This is a genomic window from Acinetobacter sp. CIP 101966, assembly GCF_000369725.1.
GTDB classification, from domain to species: domain Bacteria; phylum Pseudomonadota; class Gammaproteobacteria; order Pseudomonadales; family Moraxellaceae; genus Acinetobacter; species Acinetobacter lwoffii_Q.
In genome coordinates this window covers 456,277-471,413 of sequence record NZ_KB850159.1, presented here as the reverse complement: position 1 = coordinate 471,413, position 15,137 = coordinate 456,277, and the positions used below count along the sequence as shown (strand labels likewise).

Genomic DNA, 15,137 nt, shown 5'->3' with positions numbered 1-15,137 from the left:
ACAACAACATTATCTGTATTTTATGAGGAACCGCATGCAGAACCTCGGTTCAATATTACAAAGATTTGAAAACTCTCCTCTGGAGCTACAAGAAAAAATTCAGCACACTTTAATGGAACTGGTGGCGATTTCCGATCAGGTGCCTTATCCCGCTTCCGGAGCCACCTTAAAACGCTGGCAGATGCTTAGTCAGGTTTCGGCAAGCAATCTGACCCTAGGCAAATTGTTTGAATCCCATCTGGACGCCTTGGCCATTTTGCATGAATTGAATATTCCGGTAGAACAAAAAGGCTTATGGGCAGTATGGGCAGCAGAAGGTGGCCCCAAACCTTTAACATTGCAAGCAGGAAAGCTAAGCGGAATTAAGCCTTGGTGTTCTGCATCGGTCTGGGTGCAACACGGTCTGCTGACTCACCGTGATGAGCAGCAATATTCACAATTACTGATTCTAGATTTGTCGCAAGAAGGCATTCAGCATCATCAGGATGCCTGGCAGGCAGTGGGCATGCAGCATACCTTGACTGCCCGGCTGGAACTGGATCATGTTGAGGTGGAAAAAGTCGCAGCTCCAAATGCCTATCTGGATCGGCCCGGATTCTGGCATGGCGCCGCAGGTGTGGCCGCGTGCTGGTATGGCGCAACCGTGCGTTTGGCTGAATATTTAAGACAGGCAGTATTGTTAAAACCGCATGCCTATAAGGCCATGTATCTCGGTGAAATTAGTCGGGAGCTTTTAGCGACACAGTCCTTATTTTATCAAGTTGCTGCATTGATTGATCAGCAACCGCAACACGCACATGAGTTAAAGATTCGTAGCCTACGTGCTCAGGTGGAAGCGACTGCCTTAAATGTACTAACTCATGTAGGTAAGGCACTTGGTGCTGGGCCGTATTGTGAGCATCCGCATTTCGCTCGGCTTGCAGCAGATCTTCCGGTATTTATTCGTCAAAGTCATGCTGCATTTGACTTGGAGCGGATTGGCGAGCTGACTGCACAGGAGGAACAATTATGGACGTTATAAGACATGAGATTGTAGGGGATCGTGTCATCCATGGTGAAGGCACAAGGCTTGAAGAATGGCGTTCCTGTCAGATCCTGCAACAGATGCCGGAATTCGATATTCCTAAGGTTATTCCACCGAATGCCAGGGTTTGCATCATTGCCCCTCATCCTGATGATGAAATTTTGGGCTGTGGAGGTCTGATTCAGCGTCTGGACAAACTTGGCTATCAAATCGTACTTTTTGCTGTTACCAACGGAACGGCCAGTCATCCGGGCTCTAGTCTGTATACTCCCGAAGAGTTGAACCAGATTCGTCCTACTGAAACACGAATAGCTTTGGAAGCGTTGCCTTTAAAACAGAATATTCTGCGGATCGCTTTAGACATTCAGGATGGCAAGGTGGCAGAACAGCGGGATGTGTTGCAACAGCATCTGCAATCTTATCTGCAGCCGAATGATGTGTTAATTAGCACATTTGTTCATGATGGACATCCAGATCATGAAATTACAGGGCAGGTCACACAGCAGCTGGCGACTGAACTTCATTTGCCCTGTATTCAAGTCTTGATTTGGGCATGGCATTGGGCAACACCTGGAGATACCAGAATTCCTTGGACCGTCGCTCATCAACTCAGATTAACTGAGGAAGAATTGCAATATAAGTCTCGAGCTGCGCGGTGTTTTAAGAGCCAGATCGAGCTTGATCCAACGATTGAACAATCACCGATTCTGCCTGAGCAGGCATTGCAACGTATTTTACAGCCCTGGGAGGTGTATCTGTATGAACAGTAAAGCAGCCTATGATCAGGAATATTTCGATGCGTTATATGCACTGAATCAGGGAGATCCTTGGCAATATGAACAGCGTTGGTATGAACAGCGCAAACGGCAGATTTGTCTGGCGGTCTTGCCGAGCTTGCAATTTGACTCTGCGATTGAAATTGGTTGCAGTAACGGCATCTTCAGTCAGGAACTGGCACAGCGGACAAATAGCTTAATGTGTCTGGATGCCAATGATACTGCGATCCAGTTGGCTCAACAGCGTTTACAAGATTATTCACATGTGCAGGTGTTACAGCGGATCGTGCCAGATGATTTGCCCAAACAGAAATTTCAGCTCATTGTCGTCAGTGAGATTTTATATTATCTAAACCCGATTGCTCTGCAACAGGTGCTGACATGGCTGCATACTGCACTGGAACCGGGTGGATGTATCTTGAGTTGTCATTGGCGCGCGCCAATCTCAGGATTTAGCTTAAATGGTGAAGATGTCCATCAGTATCTCAAAGCGCATTTAAACTATTCCCATCGTTTAAGTTTGCAGGATTCCGATTTTTTGATAGATCTCTGGCTGAATTCAGCGCAATCCGTAGCAGAGCAGGAGGGCTTAAGATGAAAAAAATCGGTGTGGTGATTCCGGCCTGTAATGAAGAAGCCTATATTGAACGCTGTCTGTTAGCCTTAAAATCAGCACAAACTTATTTTTTTCAATATTTTAAAACAATAGAAAATCTTCCTGAAATCCAGATTCTCGTGGTCTTGGACCATTGTACTGATAGCACCGCCGTTAAAGTTCAGCAAATGGGCATTCCGGCTATGAGCTGCGACTTCCGAAATGTCGGTAAGGCACGCCATTTGGGGATTCAGCAAATGATCGAGCAGGGCTGTGACTGGATTTGTTGTACCGATGCCGATTCATTCGTACAGTGCGACTGGTTTCAGGTGATGTTACAGCATCAACCCACCGATGCGATTTGTGGTGTAGTCGAGCTGGATCAATGGGATCATTTAAGCCGGAAAACCCGTCAGGCTTATCTCCGACATTATCAGGACAGCATGGGACATCGGCATATTCATGGCGCAAACCTGTGTTTTAAAGCTTCGGCTTATATACAGGTCAATGGGTTTCAGCAACTGGACTGTCATGAAGATGTCGATTTCATCCGTCGTTTAGAAAAAGCCGGCGCGCAGATTGTCTGGTCGAATCAACTGAGAGTCACCACCAGCAGTCGTCTCAGCTCAAAAATTGCTGCAGGTTTTGCCCATTTTCTGCAAAAACTTGAGCTTAAGCAGGCCGCTAAAAAACCGATCAGCCTGTGCAAATAAAAGCATAAAACTATAAATTTTATCTCTGTACACGACAAATTTCACAGAACCCTTATCCTATCAGGGTTCTGCCTTCTTAAAATTGCCAAAATTTCCTTAAACTCTTCTTTTTTCCCAAAACCAATTAAACGCTGAATCGCCATTTGAACATAGTCTAAACCATAGCGAAATAAACTCATTGAGAGTCGTCCATGCTTCTTTATTTTTATCGCTTTTTTTTGATCATGTTGCCATTCACCCGTTAAGTAACACCAACAGAAGCTTATAGCTAACACCGCAATCAATTTTTTCACTCGTCTAGGGTCTGTCAAGCGCGTATTTTCAAGATTAAACCCGCGTCCTTTGAGACAACTGAATAAGGTTTCAATTTCCCAGCGTAATGCATAATCCTGAATAGCATTGGCATTAAACTGAGGAGAAACGACGAGTAAAAGCTCTCCATTTTCTAACTGTAGTGCACTTATATATAGTTTCACCCGACCAACCAAAATCCGTCGTTTACGACATTCAATTTGACCAACTTTAAGATGGCGAAATAAATCACTAATTTTATGATTCTTTCCTAAATGATTGGTGACAATGAAGTTTTTTTAACACGAATGCAGAAGTTGATGTCTTGTTCAATTAACCATGTAAACCACTGCTCACCGATAAACTCTCTGTCTGCGAACACATTCACAATACGGTCTTTACCAAAAATGGCTATAAAGCGTTGAATCAAAGCAATACGCTCTTTCGTATCTGAATTTCCACGTTTATTAAGCAATGTCCAAAGGATAGGTATCGCTATTCCACGATAAACGATTGCGAGCATCAGGATATTAATATTTCGTTTTCCCCATTTCCAATTGGTTCTATCTAAAGTCAGTTGCACTTGGTCGAATGAAAACATATTGAAAATCAACTGAGAAATTTGACGATAATCAAAATACTGACCTGCAAAGAAGCGCTGCATACGTCGATAAAATGATTGTGGTAAGCACTTGATGGGCAAGGCTTTAGATGCAGAAGAAAGATTACATGTTTGCTTTAAAATAATCACAAGCATGATGAGCGCAAAGCACTTTAAATGTGACTTGTTCCATTTTAGATATTTGTTTAAGATAAGATATAACTCATTGAGATGTGTCATAGTATTCGTCGTTAGAAAACAATTATTATGACATTATTTCAATGAGTTATCTATTTTTGTCGTGTACAGAGAAATTTTATACAATCAGATACTTGTAAAAAATCTTAAAATTCGGTTCTAAAAACTATTCCATTTAAATTTATTCTGTTTATAATTCACGCAAATTCAGCCCCGCATACTTATATATTTCAACTATAAGTCTGTGGGGTTTTTCTATGGATGATCGGTAATGGATGCCTGAGCCTTCTTTTTTGGTAATACAATGTTCAATCAAACACTGCTTTCTCGAATTCAGTCTCCATCACCATATCTATGGCAGAAAATAGCGACTGCGTTGTGCTTCTTTAGCTTGGGCTTTAGTACTGCGGCTTGGGCACCCTTAATTCCATATGCACAGCAGCGCCTATTATTAAATCATGCTGATTTTGGCCTGTTATTGCTGTGTGCCGGAATCGGTTCAATGCTGGCGATGCCACTGGCTGGCCGACTGGCCAATGCCTTAGGTTGTCGTACCGTTTTGGCTGTAATTCTCAGTGCATTTTTGTTCATTTTGCCTGCTCTGGCTTATAGTCCGAATCATTTAATGATGGCAATCAGCCTGTTTTTCTTTGGTGCCAGTGCCGGGGCTTTGGGCGTGACTGTCAATATTCAGGCTGCACAGATTGAGAAAAAACTCGGTAAAAGTTTAATGTCAGGTTTTCATGGAGTGTGTAGTTTAGGTGGTCTAGCAGGCGTACTGGGCATGACCATGTTAATGGGATTCGGCTTGGCGCCTTTAACTGGTGCGGTGATTGTCAGTGTGATTTTGCTGCTTATTGCCTTATTTGCTGTTCCTTTGAGCTTGGGTGCTGAGCTAAAAACGGCGGTAGAAGAAACATCATCAGAACAGTCGGTGAAAAAAGCAGTGCCGACCTGGGCGATTTTAGGCATTGGTCTGATCTGTTTTGTGGCTTTTCTGTCAGAAGGTGCAGCTATGGACTGGAGTGGTATTTATCTTGCTACTGAGTTCAGTCTGCCTGCGGCGCAAACCGGTCTGGCTTATAGTTTCTTTGCGGGTTTGATGGTGTTGGGACGTTTTAGCGGTCACTTGATTATTCAGCAGTTTGGTGAAAAAAATACGATTCTGTTAAGCGCACTCTTGGCTGCAACCGGTTTATTGACCGTAGTCTTTGCGCCAGTCTGGCAGGTGGTATTGGTAGGCTATGCGATTTTAGGTTTAGGTAGCGCTAACATTGTACCGCTGATGTTTTCCCGTGCAGGACGTCAAAAAACTTTGGCTTCACATGTGGCATTGTCTTATGTATCGGTATTTGCTTATACAGGTTCGTTGATTGGACCAGCCTTGGTCGGCTTCGGTAGTGAAATTATCGGATTGAGTCTGGTATTTAGTGTCATTGCAATTGGTCTATTGAGTATTGTGATTTTGAATCATCTCACTGCAGACCCAAGCGAAGTGCAACACAGCGAAGAGATTGTGGCTCCTCTTCAAAACGAAACACCAGCTTAATGCTGGTGTTTTTTTATTTAAAAATTTAGGCATGCACACTGAACTGGTTTGAAGCTCCTGCAGCCACCGGGCGATAGATCCGCAAGCTTTGTGAGTTTTTCAGGTCAGTGATAAACTGATCACGCCAGCGAATAATATCGAAATTTTTCAAGCCTTGGCTTAAATAACGATAGCGCTCCAAACGTTCTGATTTAGACATGCGCAGCGCCTTCTTCAAAGCTTTAGCCATACTGTCATGCTCATAAGGATCGACCAGTAAGGCTTCTTTCATTTGTTCAGCAGCACCGGCATATTTAGATAGAATCAAGACACCCGGATCTAAAGGATCCTGTGCAGCAATATATTCCTTGGCGACCAGATTCATACCATCCCGGATCGAATTTACCCAGCAAATATCTGCCTTACGATACAGTTGCATCAAGGCCTCATGGCCCAAAGTATCATAGCTGCAATCGAAGGGTAACCAGTCCGCTGTGCCATGCTGGCTATTGAGTTCATGCACAGCAGCTTTAAATTGCGTATACAGGTTCTTATAGGTCTTTACATCCAGTCGGCATGGACAGGCAATTTGTAATTGCTGGAATTGATTTTTAAACTCCGGTTGATCTTCTAGCAAGCTCTGCAACGATCCGATTTTTTCCAATAAGCCTTTACTATAATCAATCCGGTCAACTGAAATGATGGTTTTATAAGGCTGCACTGTATCCAGATCAAAGGGAAGCTTTTCCAGATGGGTATCTGAGGCCTGATTCTGTAGTTGCACAGGATGCACACCAATCGGATAGCATTTCACATGAATCTTTCGAGATTGATAATTCAGGATTTCATTGTGACGATGCTGCACTTTTAAGGTCTGTTCAAGGAAATTTAAACAGTTTTCCTGATCGCGAGAGGTCTGCAAACCCAGTACATCGTAGTTGGCGAAATGATGTGCCAGATCGCGATGGGCGGGTAAAGTCTGCCAGAGCCTTAGTTCAGGAAAGGGAATATGCAGGAAAAAGCCAATACGGTTACGCATGCCCAGTTTACGGCAATAATGCGCCACGCTTAAAAAATGATAATCATGGATCCAGATAATATCGTGTGGAGATGCTACCTGTTTAAGGTGCTTGGCAAAGCGTAAATTGACATCCTGATAGATCTTAAAATCCTGCGGCTGATAATCTACAAGTTGATGCTGGTCGTGCATCAGCGGCCACAATGCATTGTTGGCAAAACCACAATAAAAGCCTTGATATTGGGATTCAGTCAATGGACTCGTGTGATATTCAACATTTTGATGCTTCAGGATTTGAAACTTCTGCTCTTTCGTCTGGTCAACTCGGGATCCATTCCAGCCAACCCAGATACCGCCTATATCCTGCAAAGCATCCTGCAATGCCACCGCTAATCCACCTGCCTGTGTATTGTCTGACTTAGGTAGATTTACACGATTTGATAACACTATGAGTTTCGACATGTAATTTCTCCAATAATAATTGTTGTTGTGCTTTCAGTATTTCTAGAAATTCCGCTAGAAAAGCCTGTACTTGAGTCACGTTTTCGAGGCGATGTTGTGCCACGGTGTTGCCTGTACCGACTTTGATAGAGCAGCCTTTGAATGTGTTGATGACTTGAAAACCGGCTTCGTCGGTCAGGTCATCTCCGATAAAAATGGGGTAATGATCATTTAAGTGATATTGCTGAATGATTTGTTGGATAGCTGAACCTTTATTTGCACCTTTGGGCACCAGTTCAAATACAAACTTTCCAGCCTTAAGTTCAAAATCCTGAAAATGAGTAAGACAATTCAAGGCAAATGCATGCACTTGATGCTCTAAATAGGGATGTTCACGAAAATGCAGGGCGACTGAATAGTCTTTAATTTCTATTCGAGTCTGAGGAATATTATTACTATGTTCTGTAATATAATTTTTTAATAATTCAAACTGTTCAGGATTTAAATCAATTAACTTGCTTAAACGCGATTGATAGCTTAATTCCAGACCGTGAGAACCGGCAATATTCCAGTCAAATGGATAAATAAGTTTTTGTGCTTGTGCAATTGAGCGACCGGTCACTAATATTAGCTGAATATATTGTTGTAACTCTTTTAAGGTATTTAAGGTTCCGCTCTTAATTATACTTTTTGCTGGATCTGGGTGGAATTCAGAAATGGTTCCATCAATATCAAGAAATAAAACAAGTTTGTGAGAATAAATAATAGGTTTGAGCTGATTTAAAATCACTTGAGGTAATATATAAGAAGATGTAGCAAGTGAATCTTCTAGGTCTTGATCTTCTTTGAGAATCGACATAAATACTACCTAAGCCTCTGAAATTAAATTGATTTAAAAGTTAAAACTACCTGAATGTTCATTGATCTGATTAAATTTATAACATATTTCATTTAACAGACTGGCTTTAAGTGCAGAAACGAAACACTTTTAACAAGTACAGTTACTTTGTAAGATTTAGAAATATTTTGGTAGAAATCCAGTATTGTTAATAAATTTTAAAAATAAATTATAAGGATTTTATATTTTAAAGTTTTCTTGGATTGATTATTTTTCAGGGTTTTAGATAATAAGATTTATTATTTAATCGTTATTTTTGAATGTGTATTTTGTAATTAATTTTTCAGAATATAGTATTTATTATTAATTTGTATTTTATTTTTTAAATATATGGGGAGATGTAATTTTGAGATATTTTTAAATATAATAATTTAAATAAATTTATAAATTGGGCATATATAATTAAAATTTTTAGCTTAAGTTTGAACCGTACCGGGTTTGTCGGAGAGTCAATATTCTGAGAGACTATCCCGATGACAAAATTAAAATATACCCCTGAAATCAGAGAAAGAGCGGTTCAATTATTGATTGAATCTGAAAAAGATTATCCATCGAATTGGGCTGCGATCACCGCTATTGCTCCCAAGATAGGTTGTACTCCTGAAACACTACGTGTTTGGTATCAAAAATATTTAGATAAACTAAATCCAGTTAAAGTACAGCAGCTTTCAGACCAAGAACGTATCAAACAACTCGAACGCGAAAATAAAGAACTGCAACGCGCCAATGAGATTCTACGTAAAGCAGCCGCTTTTTTCGCCCAGGCGGAGCTCGACCGCCCACACAAATAATGGTGGATTTTATCCATAATAATAAAGAGCTGTACGGAGTCGAGGCGATTTGTAGAATTTTACCGATCGCACCCTCAACCTATTACCGGACTCTAGATCTCTGCGAAAACCCAGAACATCGAGCAAAGCGAGATCTACATGACTTGCATCATGCTGAACAAATTAAACGAATTTGGAAGGAAAGTTCAGGTCGATATGGTGTACGTAAAGTTTGGCAAAAACTGAAACGTGAAGGCTATATTATTGCACGCTGTACAGTTGCTCGATTGATGCAAAAGCTAGGTATACAAGGTGTTTGGCGAGGTAAGAATAAACAAACTACCCATAGCCGAGATGATCAAAAACGAGCAGATGACTTGGTGAAACGCAATTTTAGTGCTGATCACCCTGACCAGCTGTGGGTCGCTGACTTTACGTATATTCAAACAAATTCAGGCTGGGTCTATACCGCCTTTATTATTGATGTGTTCTCGCGAGCAATTGTTGGATGGAAAGTATCAACACGGATGAATACAGACATGGTGCTCGATGCACTGGAGCAAGCATTGCATGATCGAGGCATGCCAAAGAACGTGATTCATCATAGTGACAGAGGTGTGCAATATCTTTCCATTCGTTATACCAATCGTTTAGAAGCAGCAAATTTACGAGCATCAGTCGGTACGACCGGTGATTCATACGATAATGCTTTGGCTGAAACAGTGAATGGCTTATACAAAACAGAGGTGATTGAATATTTAAAAGCAGATTGGCAAGGTTTAGCGGATGTACAACTTGCGACATTAAATTGGGTAGATTGGTTCAATAAAGAGCGTGTACATAGTGCACTAGGTTATGTGCCACCTTTTGATTTTGAAGCAATGTACTATGATAAAATTAATCCGTTAGGTCAGGTGGCCTAACTTAAATAAAAAAGTCTCCGACAAACCCGGTACGGTTCAGTTTATGAAAATTAATATTTTTTAAAATTGGCTAAGCTGTCTTAACAGCAAAAATACTAAAACTGTCTAGAGGGAAATTTCGTATCATCAAATTTTCTTGGGACCAATTGGAGAGCTATACAATTTAAACAGCTTCTTAATTTAGTGTCTCAGATTAATTTTTTAATTCTTATTCGTAAATTTTATCAGAGGATAAAAAATCGAAGGAAGACGAACTCCAGTTCTATTACTAAACTCTGAAAATAACTTGAATATTCTTTTTTTGAATCGAAACATAGGTGTTAGATGAAGTGGAGCTAAAGAGAGGAGAGATATAAAGATGTTATTGCAATGACAGAGCAGATACAAAACACGGAAAAACAGATCATCAGTGATCTCATATAGATCAAAAAACTAAGTGATGTTTCAATTAAAAGAAATTTTTCTACTCAAATGGATGAGTCAGTTTAAAAGCAGTAAATAATGAGAGAAGAGGAAAGAAATAATTTTTTGAAAAAATAACGCAAGAGCAATCAAAGTGGAGAGAAGCTAAGGGTCGTATCATATAATTTAAGAAACCAAATTCAGATACAACCCGTCTATTTACATGAGAGAAAAATACTCAGATTTCTCGCCACACTTCATTTTCGTCTTTTAAAGGAATGGTAAAGTTAAAGTCATCATCATTACTGACCAGAAGACTGGTGGGAGTCTGCATGACCACTTTCAAAACAGTGCCTGCTTCAAAAATAATAGGGTCGCAGTTTTCTTTTTGTAGAGTCACCGGTTTAAGTAATTCAATTACTGAACTTTCCATAGTTTTTTCCAAAATAAGATTACTTTTCGATAATTAAATCATAGCATGATTTTTGAAAATTTAACTGTTTCTTCAAAAACTGAGAACTTGATCAATGACTTATTCAAATAGGGAGAAGTGCTCTATTTAGGTAAAAGATACCTAGAAGACATGCAGTATGCATGATTTTCATCCTATTCTCGTAGTGCTCAGAAGCATGAGGTTCTTTTACATAAACCCGACAGATAACAGGCATAAAAAAGTCTATCAAAATAACAAAAGGTCAAAAACATGATGATTTTTCTGTCTTTTGATATCGCTCTGCTAAATGATAAAAATCGAGAATATAAGGAAAATCATAACGTAGAGCTGAATGATAAAAATAAGTTTCTAGAGACTCGATATCCTTCTATCCTTTTTTACACTAAATGGAAAATTAATGCTTTATAACAGTAAAAATCTAAAATAAGAATAAACTATGCGTCATTTGGATGACCAAGAGACATAAGGAGAACTGGGTCGGCATGTTTAAGTCATTTTTCCCGCAACCCGTCTGGTTTTTTAGCAGCCTGATTTTGTGGTTTATCATTAATCTTGTGCTTTGGCATAGTGGCGGATCAGGATGGGGAACCTATCTGGGTTTTCCTGAAGGTTATTTTGATGAAAAGCTTACAATCGGTATCGGGCGTTTCTGGTCAGCTCAATTTATCTGGTTCTATCTCTGGTATTTCATTGCAACTACGATATTTGCGCTGTTCTGGCAATGGAAAGCCGGACACCGATGGCAGCGCTGGTCGGTCTGGGGCTCGGCATTTATTCTGTTTAATATCTGGTTCGGGGTACAGGTCAATGTCGTATTAAATGAATGGTATAGCCCGTTTTATGATCAGATTCAACAAATGCTCACTAAGGGTGGTGGGGATGTTTCATTGCTGTATCAAGGCGCATTAACCTTTATTTATATTGCGATGGTTTATGTCACTTTAGCGGTATTTAACCTGTTTTTTGTCAGTCATTATGTCTTCCGCTGGCGTACCGCGATGAATGATTATTACACCGCACATTGGGAGCAGTTACGTCATATTGAAGGTGCATCACAACGTATCCAGGAAGATACCATGCGCTTTGCCAAAACCACGGAGCAGTTAAGTGTTTCCTTGATTGAAGCGCTGATGTTGCTGATGGCATTCCTGCCGATCTTATATCAGCTCTCTAGTCATGTGAAAGTTTTACCAATTGTAGGGGAAATACCGCATGCTTTAATGTGGGCCTCGATTGGTTGGGCGGTATTGGGTACGGTCATTTTGATGGTCGTGGGAATGAAGCTGCCCGGACTGGAGTTTAATAACCAGAAAGTTGAGGCAGCCTATCGTAAAGAGCTGGTCTATGGCGAAGACTATGCTGATCGCGCACATCCGCTGACATTACAAGAACTGTTTAGCCGAGTACGCTGGAATTATTTCCGGTTGTATTTTCACTATGCTTATTTCAACATGGTTCGGATCTGGTACTTGCAGTTGGACAATATTTACGGATTATTTATTCTGTTTCCAAGTATTGCAGCAGGGGCAATTACCCTCGGTTTAATGATGCAAATCCTAAATGTGTTTGGCAAAGTGCGAGAATCTTTCCAGTACCTGATTTTGTCTTGGCCGACGATTATTGAACTGATGTCGATCTATAAACGGTTGAAAGCATTTGAATCACATATTGATTAATTTTTTCTCATATTATTATCCTGCTTTATTAGCCAAACAGTTTTAGGTTTGGCTTTTTTTATGGCGAGTTAGTTTACAAAATCCAATGGAAAATATCGATCTGACCGTTGGTCAGATGACTTGGGTAAATCGTGTCAGAACCTCCCAATATTGGGGTATTCAGATATTTTTTTCTTGTCTAGAATCCTAAGGGCCAGCCAAGATGGCGTTTAATTTCCGGTGGTTTGACGTATAAAAATAACAAGTGTACGTTGAGGAAATTATTCTTATGCTGATCTTGTTCAGGCAATGTTACAGCGGATAAAAGGTAAATTTATTACCCATTATAATAAAGGCCTGTAGCGTTCCCTGAATAAGCCGCCGGAGAAGGACTCACCGCTTTCTTCGGTTTTTTATGTGTTTTTTCTATCTTTTTCTTGAGTCCTGAATGGAATTGTTTATTATTTGAACTGATTTAAAAATGATACTTGTGTCAATTTTTATCACATGAAGCTTGGCATAATCAGCAAAGTTGAGGCTGATATGTGCCTTTTTACCATTTAAATATTATAGTTATCAATATCTTGTGTTTGTTGTTTTGTGCTATTTAAGCTATGTTATACGGGATTTTGGGGTTGAGATATTTGCTGTGAAGCTAAAAGTAATAATTCTAATAATAGGGGCAGCAGCTTTAGCTGGATGTAATAGCGTGAACCGGTTGAAATCAGAGGTGTTACATCCTTTTGCCAGTCCGGAAGAACTAATTGCCAAACGGGCTTTGAATCAACGTGATGGTAGTGCAAAAGATTATATTTATCTTTGGGGACAAGCCCAGAAAAATAATACGACTCAGGCCATGTATCCGCGTTCGATACTAACGCAATATTGTCATGAACAAGGCGGTAAATTTTCCCTATTGTATAGAAGTAATTTTAATGCCGTGGCAGATCTTGCCCAACGTAAACGCCTGAGTACAAACCGAGGTGTGATACAGGGCAGCGGCGCCTATCAGTGTCGTATGGATGGCCTGGCTGAAAGCTGGATCGTCTCGATCGAGCCGGTTTCTGAACGACAGGTCGATAAAACCAGCCAGAACCGTAGCGTTCGATTGCTGACCAAGTTGATGGGTGCGACTGAGGCAAGAAACTTTTACCTTGCTGCAAATAAGAACACTGTTGCTACCCAGAAAAAGACCGCTGCATCGATAAAAACGCCTGTAACGAAGAGCACGAATGAACTTAAAGAATCAGCGCGTAAAGAGCAGGAAAGGAAAGAATTAGAGAGAAAGGAATTAGAAAGAAAAGAGCTAGATAAAAAACAGATCGCGACGACGGTAGTCCCCGTGAGAGCTTCAGTGGTAGAAACACCCCAACAGCAGCAGATGAAGCTCTATGTGGCAGCACGCCGTGATATTAATAGTGGGAAAAACCTGAATAATGCCTGTAATAATGCCCAGCGCGCCTATAATTATGGCAAATTGCAGGGGACTGAGGGAACACGTGTTTATACTGAATCAGGGATGCTGGTCGCGCGCTGTCTGAATAGTATTCCGGCCTATGCCAACCGTTTCCCGAATGCTAAAGCTCAGGCCAAGCGTGTGCTACAGAATCTGTCTAACAACTATAATCATAGTGGTGCGAAGAATATGTTGAGACAGATCAAATAAGCACTGCATTAAACGCATTTAATCCAGAATCCGTATGATGATTTTGATTCACCAGAAGATGGGATAAAAAATCAGTTCAATCAGGTCGGATATAGAGGATGAGATCCGACTGCGTTTGCTGGGCAAGTCGCGCGATTCGAACATCCATCTTCGAAAAACAGGATGGATCAATAACAATACGGTCAAGCTAAAGAACACAACCAGTCTCCAAGGAAGGATGCTGTTGAAGGTGTTTGCAGTCATCATGATTATTTTTTTGTTTGAATTTGAATAATAACGCTAAGTTTACTCGATCAATATCACCATCTAATGAATAGCATGATGGGATGAAATTTTTCATCTGAATTAATTTTAAATCCAGTTCATGTTTTACAGAGTTCTATCAGTATATTTCCTTTTTACATGATACAAAGAAGCTATTTTCAGCGCCAAAATGCTGATGTCATATTAAAAGGAAGTGGTGATGGGTTTAAAAAGTTCTTCTCGTATTCGTTCATTTTTTCTAGGTGCAGCATTGTTGGGAGCAGCACAGGTTACGATGGCGGGCCCAACGGTCGATCAGCTGAGTGACTGTTTAATGAAATCGACGACAGCGACCGATAAAACCACAGTGTTGCAATGGACATTTGTGGCATTGGGCAATCATCCGGACTTAAAGGCTTTTAGCAATGTGACTGCGACTCAAAAGGAAGCATTAGACAAGAATCTGGCGACGGTGTTGCAGCGCATTTTAGTGGAGCAATGTTCAGCACAGACCAAGGCGGTGATTCAAGCTGAAGGTTTACAGGCTGTGGGCGATAGTTTTCAGGCTTTGGGTAAAACCACAGGCGAGGAAATTTTAAAGAATCCTGAAATCAATAATCAGCTCAAAGGTGTGTTGCGTTATATTGATCTAAATCGGTTGGTCACAACATTTTTAACGCCAGATTTGATGAATAAGTTGGGATTGTGAACTGGTTTTTTTAATCACCTCTCCCTAGCCCTCTCCTTTCAGGAGAGGGAATTTCCAATATTAAATTGTTGCTGTTATATGATCAGTAATGATTGCTCCTTCTCCCTATGGGAGAGGGCTGGGGGGAGGGCAAACTACAACAAAGCAGGATAAAACTTCTCAAACTCTTCATTCACCGCTTCATCTCGCAGTAAATAGCCTTTCGGTTGTATATAACTATAAATTTCCCGTG

The 15,137-nt window shown here is 40.6% G+C and carries 13 protein-coding genes and 1 other annotated feature; of the genes, 9 read left to right on the top strand and 4 right to left on the bottom strand.

Annotated elements, in window-relative coordinates; translation table 11 throughout:
- Positions 1-34 precede the first annotated feature (34 nt).
- Genes F891_RS05145 through F891_RS05130 form a run of 4 tightly spaced genes read left to right on the top strand, consistent with a single transcriptional unit; the run spans position 35 to position 3,108 of the window.
- A complete protein-coding gene (locus F891_RS05145; RefSeq protein ID WP_005251188.1) occupies positions 35-1,021 on the top strand; it encodes a hypothetical protein in 987 nt (328 codons plus the stop codon).
- Positions 1,009-1,794 (top strand): PIG-L deacetylase family protein, encoded by a 786-nt coding sequence (locus tag F891_RS05140; RefSeq protein ID WP_005251190.1) that lies wholly within the window; start codon positions 1,009-1,011, stop codon positions 1,792-1,794. The genes F891_RS05145 and F891_RS05140 overlap by 13 nt, the downstream gene beginning before the upstream one ends.
- Positions 1,784-2,398, top strand: coding sequence for a class I SAM-dependent DNA methyltransferase (locus tag F891_RS05135; RefSeq protein ID WP_005251192.1), 615 nt, complete (start codon positions 1,784-1,786; stop codon positions 2,396-2,398). Before F891_RS05140 ends, F891_RS05135 begins: the two co-directional genes overlap by 11 nt.
- Positions 2,395-3,108 (top strand): glycosyltransferase family 2 protein, encoded by a 714-nt coding sequence (locus F891_RS05130; RefSeq protein ID WP_005251195.1) that lies wholly within the window; start codon positions 2,395-2,397, stop codon positions 3,106-3,108. Before F891_RS05135 ends, F891_RS05130 begins: the two co-directional genes overlap by 4 nt.
- Before the next feature lie 41 nt (positions 3,109-3,149).
- Here F891_RS05130 and F891_RS17305 read toward each other — a convergent pair.
- Positions 3,150-4,240 (bottom strand): IS4-like element ISAba1 family transposase gene (locus F891_RS17305; protein WP_085940413.1). Its coding sequence is split into 2 segments (ribosomal slippage): positions 3,150-3,700 and positions 3,700-4,240, totalling 1,092 coding nucleotides; the frame shifts between segments, so codons are not numbered across the junction.
- Positions 4,241-4,502: 262 nt separating this feature from the next.
- Here F891_RS17305 and F891_RS05115 point away from each other — a divergent pair.
- The gene (locus F891_RS05115) at positions 4,503-5,747 is read left to right on the top strand and encodes an MFS transporter (RefSeq protein ID WP_005251197.1); all 1,245 of its coding nucleotides are present in this window, start codon (positions 4,503-4,505) and stop codon (positions 5,745-5,747) included.
- A gap of 25 nt (positions 5,748-5,772) precedes the next feature.
- Here the strand turns inward: F891_RS05115 and F891_RS05110 are convergent, their stop codons facing one another.
- Together F891_RS05110 and otsB are read right to left on the bottom strand one after the other, a co-directional pair.
- Positions 5,773-7,206 carry a trehalose-6-phosphate synthase gene (locus tag F891_RS05110; RefSeq protein WP_005251198.1) on the bottom strand — a complete coding sequence of 478 codons (1,434 nt, stop codon included), beginning with the start codon at positions 7,204-7,206 and terminating at the stop codon, positions 5,773-5,775.
- A complete protein-coding gene (gene otsB, locus F891_RS05105; protein ID WP_005251200.1) occupies positions 7,163-8,044 on the bottom strand; it encodes a trehalose-phosphatase in 882 nt (293 codons plus the stop codon). The genes F891_RS05110 and otsB overlap by 44 nt, the downstream gene beginning before the upstream one ends.
- A gap of 512 nt (positions 8,045-8,556) precedes the next feature.
- Between otsB and F891_RS05095 the strand changes: the two genes are divergently transcribed.
- A protein-coding gene (locus F891_RS05095) for an IS3 family transposase (protein WP_148335363.1) occupies positions 8,557-9,776 on the top strand; the annotation gives its coding sequence in 2 pieces (ribosomal slippage) (positions 8,557-8,833 and positions 8,833-9,776; 1,221 coding nt in all).
- Positions 8,832-8,948 (top strand) — a sequence feature (AL1L pseudoknot). (Overlaps the previous gene by 117 nt.)
- Positions 9,777-10,416: 640 nt before the next feature.
- Here the strand turns inward: F891_RS05095 and F891_RS05090 are convergent.
- Positions 10,417-10,611 (bottom strand): hypothetical protein, encoded by a 195-nt coding sequence (locus tag F891_RS05090; protein WP_004730396.1) that lies wholly within the window; start codon positions 10,609-10,611, stop codon positions 10,417-10,419.
- Between the two features lie 503 nt (positions 10,612-11,114).
- Between F891_RS05090 and sbmA the strand changes: the two genes are divergently transcribed.
- The 3 genes from sbmA to F891_RS05075 all read left to right on the top strand — a co-directional run bounded on the left by sbmA (position 11,115) and on the right by F891_RS05075 (position 14,905).
- Complete coding sequence (gene sbmA, locus F891_RS05085; RefSeq protein ID WP_005262445.1) at positions 11,115-12,308, top strand: peptide antibiotic transporter SbmA; 1,194 nt, start codon at positions 11,115-11,117, stop codon at positions 12,306-12,308.
- 688 nt (positions 12,309-12,996) lie between these two features.
- Positions 12,997-13,953 carry a hypothetical protein gene (locus F891_RS05080; RefSeq protein WP_005262443.1) on the top strand — a complete coding sequence of 319 codons (957 nt, stop codon included), beginning with the start codon at positions 12,997-12,999 and terminating at the stop codon, positions 13,951-13,953.
- Between the two features lie 463 nt (positions 13,954-14,416).
- On the top strand, positions 14,417-14,905 hold the full coding sequence (locus F891_RS05075) for a hypothetical protein (RefSeq protein WP_005262441.1): 489 nt from the start codon (positions 14,417-14,419) through the stop codon (positions 14,903-14,905).
- Positions 14,906-15,137 lie beyond the last annotated feature (232 nt).

What these genes read in the sequence shown, in the direction of transcription:
- F891_RS05140 (WP_005251190.1), top strand. Translation starts at nt 1,009, where the DNA reads ATGGACGTTATAAGACATGAGATTGTAGGGGATCGTGTCATCCATGGT.
- F891_RS05130 (WP_005251195.1), top strand. Translation starts at nt 2,395, where the DNA reads ATGAAAAAAATCGGTGTGGTGATTCCGGCCTGTAATGAAGAAGCCTAT.
- F891_RS05145 (WP_005251188.1), top strand. Translation starts at nt 35, where the DNA reads ATGCAGAACCTCGGTTCAATATTACAAAGATTTGAAAACTCTCCTCTG.
- F891_RS05075 (WP_005262441.1), top strand. Translation starts at nt 14,417, where the DNA reads ATGGGTTTAAAAAGTTCTTCTCGTATTCGTTCATTTTTTCTAGGTGCA.
- F891_RS05110 (WP_005251198.1), bottom strand. Translation starts at nt 7,206, where the DNA reads ATGTCGAAACTCATAGTGTTATCAAATCGTGTAAATCTACCTAAGTCA.
- sbmA (WP_005262445.1), top strand. Translation starts at nt 11,115, where the DNA reads ATGTTTAAGTCATTTTTCCCGCAACCCGTCTGGTTTTTTAGCAGCCTG.
- F891_RS05115 (WP_005251197.1), top strand. Translation starts at nt 4,503, where the DNA reads ATGTTCAATCAAACACTGCTTTCTCGAATTCAGTCTCCATCACCATAT.
- F891_RS05135 (WP_005251192.1), top strand. Translation starts at nt 1,784, where the DNA reads ATGAACAGTAAAGCAGCCTATGATCAGGAATATTTCGATGCGTTATAT.
- F891_RS05090 (WP_004730396.1), bottom strand. Translation starts at nt 10,611, where the DNA reads ATGGAAAGTTCAGTAATTGAATTACTTAAACCGGTGACTCTACAAAAA.
- otsB (WP_005251200.1), bottom strand. Translation starts at nt 8,044, where the DNA reads ATGTCGATTCTCAAAGAAGATCAAGACCTAGAAGATTCACTTGCTACA.